This is a genomic window from Streptomyces sp. NPDC059788 (assembly GCF_042732265.1).
GTDB lineage: Bacteria > Actinomycetota > Actinomycetes > Streptomycetales > Streptomycetaceae > Streptomyces.
Genome location: NZ_JBHWHY010000082.1, coordinates 20,401 through 27,884 on the forward strand (window position 1 = coordinate 20,401; position 7,484 = coordinate 27,884).

5 protein-coding genes are annotated in these 7,484 nt (G+C 73.5%); 3 read left to right on the forward strand and 2 right to left on the reverse strand.

Translation table 11 applies throughout. The features are described 5' to 3' along the window. Both ACFV57_RS40760 and ACFV57_RS40765 read right to left on the reverse strand, forming a co-directional pair. Positions 1-1,803 (reverse strand): GMC oxidoreductase, encoded by a 1,803-nt coding sequence (locus ACFV57_RS40760; RefSeq protein ID WP_385243725.1) that lies wholly within the window; start codon positions 1,801-1,803, stop codon positions 1-3. An 11-nt stretch (positions 1,804-1,814) separates the two neighbouring features. Then, the gene (locus tag ACFV57_RS40765) at positions 1,815-2,885 is read right to left on the reverse strand and encodes a gluconate 2-dehydrogenase subunit 3 family protein (protein WP_385243728.1); all 1,071 of its coding nucleotides are present in this window, start codon (positions 2,883-2,885) and stop codon (positions 1,815-1,817) included. Positions 2,886-2,978: 93 nt separating this feature from the next. On the opposite strand from ACFV57_RS40765, the gene ACFV57_RS40770 reads away from it, so the two are divergent. The 3 genes from ACFV57_RS40770 (at position 2,979) to ACFV57_RS40780 (ending at position 7,435) form a co-directional block, all read left to right on the forward strand. Further along, positions 2,979-3,965 carry a zinc-binding dehydrogenase gene (locus ACFV57_RS40770; protein ID WP_385243731.1) on the forward strand — a complete coding sequence of 329 codons (987 nt, stop codon included), beginning with the start codon at positions 2,979-2,981 and terminating at the stop codon, positions 3,963-3,965. A 141-nt stretch (positions 3,966-4,106) separates the two neighbouring features. Beyond that, entirely contained in the window at positions 4,107-5,567 is a 1,461-nt protein-coding gene (locus ACFV57_RS40775; protein ID WP_385243734.1) for an NAD(P)/FAD-dependent oxidoreductase, read from the forward strand. Then, on the forward strand, positions 5,567-7,435 hold the full coding sequence (locus ACFV57_RS40780; protein WP_385243737.1) for a transketolase: 1,869 nt from the start codon (positions 5,567-5,569) through the stop codon (positions 7,433-7,435). The genes ACFV57_RS40775 and ACFV57_RS40780 overlap by 1 nt, the downstream gene beginning before the upstream one ends. The last annotated feature ends 49 nt before the right edge of the window (positions 7,436-7,484 follow it).

The window sequence follows — 7,484 nt, forward strand, 5'->3', positions numbered from 1 at the left end:
TCACGGCCTCCCGAGCCTGTCCAGGAGCACGTCGCCGACGCGGAAGGAGTTCGCCTCGATGGTCAGCGTCGGGTTCGCGCTGCCCGAGGTCGGCATGAACGCCCCGTCGGTGACGTAGAGGTTGTCGAAGTTCCAGGCCCGGCAGTCGGGGTCGAGCACCGAGTCCGCCGCGTCGGCGCCGAACCGGGCGCCGCCCAGCACGTGGTTGGCGATGCGCACCACCGAACCGCCCACCGACCCCGAGCTGACGTCGCGCACGTCGCCGCCGCGCACCAGGATCTGCCGGCACTGCTCGGCGAGCGCGTCCATCAGCGCCCGGTCGTGCGGGTGCCAGGTCTTGACGATGTAGGCGACCGGGCGGCCCCACTTGTCCTTCACGCTCGGGTGCAGCTCGATGCGGTTCTCCCGCTGCGGCACCTGGTTGGCCATGAACGCCACGGACAGGCGCCGTCCGAAGCTGCTCTCCAGGTAGTCCTCGAAGCCGTTGCCGACCAGGCCCGTGTCGTAGAGGTAGCCCTTCCACATGTTGTCCATGTCCATCGCGTGCCAGGTGCGGGCGAGGGAGATGGGCAGGGCGCCGTCGGAGGTGTTGTTGTAGATCACGCCGCCCGCCCACAGGCCCTGGGCGCGGAACCACTCGGGGCGCGCGCAGTGGTCGGTGGCCCAGTCCGAGTCCAGCGTCCTGGACTTGTCGGCGCGTTCCGGCACGATGCACTGGGCGCCGCCGAAGCAGTGCGTCAGGAAGTAGCGGCCCAGCAGGCCGTTGGCGTCGACGCGCTTGTCGAAGGCCGGGTCGAGCAGGCCGGAGAGCCGGAGCAGCCGTACGGACTCGATGGCCGAGCAGGCCACGACCACGGTCCCGGCGGTGATGGTCCGGGGCCGCCCGCCGGGGTCGCGGTAGTGCACCGTGGTCACGCGCGGACCGTCCGCCTCCAGGTGGGTGACGGTGCAGTTGGCCCGCAGGTCCAGGCCGCCGCCGATGTCGCGCAGCGGCGCCAGCAGCGACACCCAGACGTTGGACTTCAGGCCCAGCGGGTCGCCGTAGCGGTTGACGAACGCCGTCTTGATGCTGTCGGCGTCGGCGGGCACCGTACGGCCGCTGGGCGCGTGGTCGCGGGTGATGACCGCGAGCGGGGTGCGGTAGCGGCGCATCCCGAGCGCGTCCATGCCGGCGGCGGCGTACGCGCTGATCGGGTTGGGCTCCAGCGGCGGCTGATAGTGGTCCTGTGAGGGCACCTTGGCCTGCCCGTCCCAGGTCCCGTTGATGCCGACGAGCTCCTCCGCCCTGGTGTAGTACGGCTCCAGCGCGGCGTAGTCCAGCGGCCAGTCGCGGGCCTCCCGGCGCACGTCGCCGCCCGGGTCGTCGCGCAGGTCGCCGCGCGAGGCGTTCAGGGTGGCCAGCCGCAGGTCCTCAGGGGTGAAGCGGGGGGACACCCCGCCGTACAACTGGGTGCCACCGCCGACCACCTGGGCCGTGTAGCCCTCGATGGTGACCCGGTCCCGCCCGTCGCTGTCGCGGTAGACGTGCGGCTCGTCGTTCAAGTCCGGCTCCACATGGCTGGAGAAGTACGACTCACCGGTGTTGGCCACGCCCTGCACGGTGATGCGCTTCTCCGACCCGGTGGCGAAGCACTCGTCGCGCTTGAAGTCCGACAGCCCGGTGGGGCTCTGCGCCTGGGTGCGCAGCAGCGGCCCCTTCTCCAGCACGACGACCCGGTGGCCGCCCCGTACGAGCGTGTGGGTGAGCGGTGCGCCGCCCGCGCCGCTGCCGATGACGACGACTTCGGCACTCTCCCCGGCCATGCCGTCCTCCCTCAGCCGCGGTAGTCCGTGTTGTGGCCCAGCGGCGACTCCAGCGCCCGCCGCCAGTCGAAGAGCGTGGCGTCCCGCGCGTCCCGGAACCGGCTCTCCAGATACATCCAGCCTGCCGCGCCGGAATTCCCGCCGTGTTTCGGATGGACGAACGCCCCGGTCACCGCATGCCGCCGCAGAAGCAGCAGGAAGAAGCGCGGACTTCCGTAACGGGAGTAGTCCCAGCCGTCCACCTTCTCGGTTTCCATCTGCCGGTAGAGATCCGCGTACATGTCCGCGGGCGCCGCCGCCGGATCGAGTCCGCCGAACCGGGACCGGATGATTTCACCGATGATTTTGAGGCAGGTGTGGTAATCGTCGGCGTGGTGCTGTTCCTGGCGGGCGATCAGTTTGTCGATGTAGTTGACCGTCCCCACCTCGTCGTCCAGGAGATAGGACAGCGGGAATTCCTCGTCCCGGCCCGCGCGGTCCAGCGACTCGTACACCCCGCGGATCAGGCGCCGGTTCTCGTCGAGCCGGAAGGGCAGCAGATGGCACACCAGCCGGCCCAGCAGATCGCGCTCGGTACGGCTCAGCGACAGCGGCACGGTGCAGGCGTCGGTGAAGAAGCGCGACCACGGCTCGCCGTTGTCCAGGACGGTGCGCTGCGGGTTGACGGGGTCGAGCACATACGCCCCGTCCACCGCGAACTTGTACGTGTGCACCTGCCCCTTGGGGACGCGCACGGTGGTGGCGAAGAAGCCGGTCGGCTCACCCGCGAACATCAGCGGGCGCAGCGGCACCGGCGAGTGCAGCGGCCCGAAGGTGCCCAGTACGGCCACCGCCGCAGGGGCGGTGCGGCGGCCGTCGTAGACGAAGGTCACGTCGTTGTACGGATACGAACCGGCCGCCGACACCCCGTCCCAGTGCGCGTCCACGACCGGGAAACGCCACGCCTCGCAGATCGCCGCGCGGTCGTCGCCGGGCGCGTACTGGCCGAAATCATGGCGCGCGTCCCGGCTTTCCCTGGCGAGGTATTTGGTGCAGTGATTCAGAATGTACTGATCGTCCTTCTCGATGACCTCGATCTTCACCGCGCACCCCCCGGGACGTCTTGAGGTGCCATTGAAAGTATTGCGCCCGGCCGGGGTTGTCCACGCCGTCGGCGGACGCCGTATCGTGCCCGTATGCGCGCCGCTTGGTACGAGAACAAGGGCCCGGCACACAAGGTGTTCCACGTGGGGGAACTGCCCACTCCCGAGCCCGGCCCCGGGGAACTGCGCATCCGGCTGGCGTTCTCCGGGATCAATCCCGGGGACGTGAAGAAGCGGCAGGCCCGGCACGGCGCCCCCGCTCCGGCCTTTCCGCGGACCGTGCCGCACAGCGACGGCGCGGGGGTGGTGGACGCGGTCGGCGACGGGGTGCCGGCCGACTGGGTGGGCCGCCGCGCCTGGTGCTCGTACGCGCAGAGCTACCGCCCGTACGGGACCGCCGCCCAGTACACGGTCGTCCCCGAGGGCTGCGTCGGCGCCCTGCCGGCCGGCGTGTCCGCCGAACAGGGCGCCTGCCTGGGCATCCCCGGCATCACCGCCCACCGCGCGGTGTTCGCGGACGGCCCGGTGGCCGGGCGGACGGTGGTGGTGGCGGGCGCGCTGGGCAGCGTCGGCCGCGCGGCGGCCGTCCTGGCGCGGCGCGCCGGCGCGCTGGTCGTCGGCACGGTCACCGGCCCCGGGCAGCTCGCCGAGCTGCGGGAGCTGGGCGTGGACCGGGCGGTGAGCCCGGGGGCCGAGGCCGTGGACGCGGTGCTGGCGCTGACCGGCGGACGCGGCGCCGACCGCGTCGTCGAGGTCGCCCTCGGCGCCAACGCCGCCCTCGACGCGCGCCTGCTCGCCCCGGGCGGCACGATCGCCGCCTACGCCACCGGCGAGCCCGCCCCCGCGCTGCCCTTCTGGCCGCTGGCCTACAAGAACGCGACCGTGCGGCTGCTGGGCTACGACGACTTCCCCAGGGAAGCGGTCCGCCAGGCCCTGCCCGACATCACCGCGGCGGCCGCCGCGTCCGCGCTGCGCTACCCCGTCGCGGCCGTCCACCCCCTCGACGCCGTCGCCGCGGCGCACGAGGCCGTCGAACACCCGAGGGCGCCGGGCCGGGTGCTGCTCGCCCTGCCGGACTGAGCGGCCCCCGCGACGGCTCCGGCACCGGATGGCCGAACGGCGACCGGCGCCGCGCGGCCGGCCCGGACGGCGTACATACCCGCGCGGAATGCGGGCACCCGGGCCGATCAGGGCAGGACCCCGAGGTGAGAGGAGACGCAGATGGTGGCGGAGAGCCGTGCCGGGAGGCGGCCGCGCGTGGTGATCGTGGGGGCGGGCTTCGCCGGGTACGAGTGCGCCCGCACGCTCGCGAAGAAGGCCCGCGGCGCCGCCGAGATCGTCCTGGTCAACCCCAACGACTACTTCCTCTACCTGCCGTTGCTGCCCGAGGTCTCGGCCGGAATCCTGGAACCGCGCCGGGTGTCGGTGTCGCTGACCGGCACGCTGCCGGACGTCCGGCTGGTCCTCGGCCAGGTCGGCGGCGTCGACCTGGACGGCCGCCGGGTGACGTACACCGACCCGGAAGGCCGTACCGCGACCCTCGGCTACGACCGCCTCGTGCTGACCGTCGGCAGTGTCAACAAACTGCTGCCCGTCCCGGGCGTCGCCGAGCACGCGCACGGCTTCCGCGGCATGCCGGAGGCGCTGTACCTGCGGGACCACATGACCCGCCAGATCGAGCTGGCGGGCGCCGCCGAGGACCCGGCCGAGCGGGCCGCCCGCATGACCTTCGTCGTGGTCGGCGCGGGCTACACCGGTACGGAGGTCGCCGCGCACGGCGTGACGTTCACCGAGTCGCTGGCGCGCCACAACGCCGGACTGCGCGGCGAGCCCCGGCCCCGCTGGATTCTGCTGGACCTCGCCGACCGGGTCCTGCCGGAGCTGGACGAGCGGCTGTCGCGCACCGCGCACCGGGTGCTGAGCAGGCGCGGCGTCGAGATCCGCACCGGGACCTCCGTCAAGGAGGCCACCTCCGACGGGGTCCTGCTGGACGACGGCACCTGCGTCGACACCCGGTCGCTGATCTGGTGCGTCGGCGTACGCCCGGACCCGCTCGTCGAGTCGCTGGGCCTGCCCACCGAACGCGGACGGCTGTGCGTGGACGAGTTCCTCGCCGTACCCGGCCACCCCGAGGTGCTCGCCTGCGGTGACGCCGCCGCCGTACCCGACCTGACCCGGCCGGGCGAGACGACGCCGATGACCGCCCAGCACGCGCAGCGCCAGGGCAAGGTCGCCGCCCACAACGTCGCCGCCTCCTACGGGCAGGGCGAACCGCGCGCCTACAAGCACCACGACCTGGGCTTCATGGTCGACCTCGGCGGGGTGCAGGCCGCCGCCAACCCGCTGCACGTCCCGCTGTCCGGGCCCGTCGCCAACGCCGTGACCCGCGGCTATCACCTGATGGCGATGCCCGGCAACCGCGTCCGGGTCGCCGCCGACTGGCTGCTGGACGCGGCACTGCCGCGCCAGGGCGTCCAGCTCGGCCTGGTCCGTTCCTGGTCGGTGCCGCTGGACACGGCGGCACCCGAACTGGCCCGCATACCGGCGGACGGCGGCGCGGGGGACCCGGCGAAGTCCACGCCGGGGCAGCAGACGGCACCGGGGGAGAGGACCGGCCCGAAGAACCGGCCCGCGACGGCCGGCAACCGGCCCGACGGGCCCCGAAAAGCGGAAGGAACCTGATGACCACGCAGAACGACCCGGGTGCCGATGCCCGGTACGACCGGCTGCGCGAGCTGGCACAACAGCTGCGCGTCGACTCCGTACGGGCCGCCGACGCCGCCGGCTCCGGCCACCCCACCTCCTCGATGTCCGCGGCCGACCTGGCCGCGGTGCTGCTCGCCGAGCACCTGCGCTACGACTTCGCCGACGCCGAGAACCCCGGCAACGACCATCTCGTCTTCTCCAAGGGACACGCCTCGCCCCTGGTGTACGCCATGGGCAAGGCGGCCGGAGCGCTCACCGACGACCAGCTGCTGACCTTCCGCAGGAACGGCAGCCTGTTGGAGGGGCACCCCACCCCGCGCATCCCGTGGGTGGACGTGGCCACCGGCTCGCTGGGCCAGGGCCTGCCCATCGGCGTCGGCCTCGCGCTGGCCGGCCGGGACCTGGACCGCGTCCCGTACCGCGTGTGGGTGGTGTGCGGCGACAGCGAGATGGCCGAGGGCTCGATGTGGGAGGCGTTCGAACACGCCGGGTACGAGCGGCTGGCGAACCTCACCGCGATCATCGACGTCAACCGGCTCGGCCAGCGCGGCCCGACCCGGCACGGCTGGGACCTGGACGCCTACGCGCGCCGCATCCGCAGCTTCGACTGGCACACCGTCGAGGTGGACGGCCACGACGTGGCGGCCGTGGACCGCGCGTACGCCGAGGCGGCCGCCACCACCGACCGGCCCACCGCGATCATCGCCAGGACCCGCAAGGGCGAGGGCGTGCGGGCCGTCGCCGACCAGGAAGGCAAGCACGGCAAGCCGCTGAAGGACGCCGCGGAGGCCGTCGAGGAGCTGGGCGGCGTCCGCGACCTGCACGTGGACGTGCACCCGCCGCGCGACGCCGAGTCGCGGCTGCGCCCCGGCGGCGGCGAGCCCGAGCTGCCGGACTACAAGATCGGCGACTCGGTCGCCACCCGCAACGCGTTCGGCGAGGCGCTCGCCGCGCTCGGCGCGGTCCGCGGCGACGTCGTCGCGCTGGACGGCGAGGTCGGCGACTCCACCCGCGCCGGGTTCTTCGGCGACGCCCACCCCGACCGCTACTTCCAGTGCTACATCGCCGAACAGCAGATGGTGGCCGCCGCGGTCGGCATGCAGGTACGCGGCTGGGTGCCCTACGCCACCACCTTCGCCGCCTTCCTCAGCCGCGCCTACGACTTCGTCCGGATGGCCGCCGTCAGCCGGGCCGACCTCAACCTCGTCGGATCGCACGCCGGCGTCGCCATCGGCGAGGACGGCCCCTCGCAGATGGGCCTGGAGGACCTGGCGACGTTCCGCGCCGTGCACGGCAGCACCGTCCTGTACCCGTGCGACGCCAACCAGGCGGCCCGCCTGACGGCCGCGATGGCCGGCGCGAGCGGCATCCGCTACCTGCGGACGTCCCGGGGCGACAGCCCGGTCATCTACGGCCCCGGGGAGGACTTCCCGATCGGCGGCAGCAAGACGCTGCGGGCCACCCCGGAGGACCGGGTCACCATCGTGGCCGCCGGGGTGACCGTCCACGAGGCGCTGGCCGCCGCCGAGACCCTGGCGGAGGAGGGCGTGGCCGCCCGCGTCATCGACCTGTACTCCCTCAAGCCGGTGGACCTGCCCACGCTCCGCGAGGCCGCCGACGTCACCGGGCGGATCATCACCGTGGAGGACCACCACCCCGAGGGCGGACTCGGCGACGCGGTGCTGGACGCCTTCACCGACGGCCGCCCGGTGCCGCGCCTGGCCCGGCTGGCGGTGCGCACCATGCCCGGTTCGGCCTCCCCGGAGGAGCAGCTGCGGGCCGCGGGCATCGACGCGCAGGCGATCGCGGCGACGGCCCGGGGACTGCTCACCGGAACGCCGTAAGCACGCGGGACACGTCCGGCGGCCCCGGCCCCGCTGCGGGACCGGGGCC

Bases quoted from the DNA above. Each gene is read 5' to 3' on its own strand.
- ACFV57_RS40760 (WP_385243725.1), bottom strand. From the start codon at position 1,803: ATGGCCGGGGAGAGTGCCGAAGTCGTCGTCATCGGCAGCGGCGCGGGC.
- ACFV57_RS40770 (WP_385243731.1), top strand. From the start codon at position 2,979: ATGCGCGCCGCTTGGTACGAGAACAAGGGCCCGGCACACAAGGTGTTC.
- ACFV57_RS40775 (WP_385243734.1), top strand. From the start codon at position 4,107: ATGGTGGCGGAGAGCCGTGCCGGGAGGCGGCCGCGCGTGGTGATCGTG.
- ACFV57_RS40780 (WP_385243737.1), top strand. From the start codon at position 5,567: ATGACCACGCAGAACGACCCGGGTGCCGATGCCCGGTACGACCGGCTG.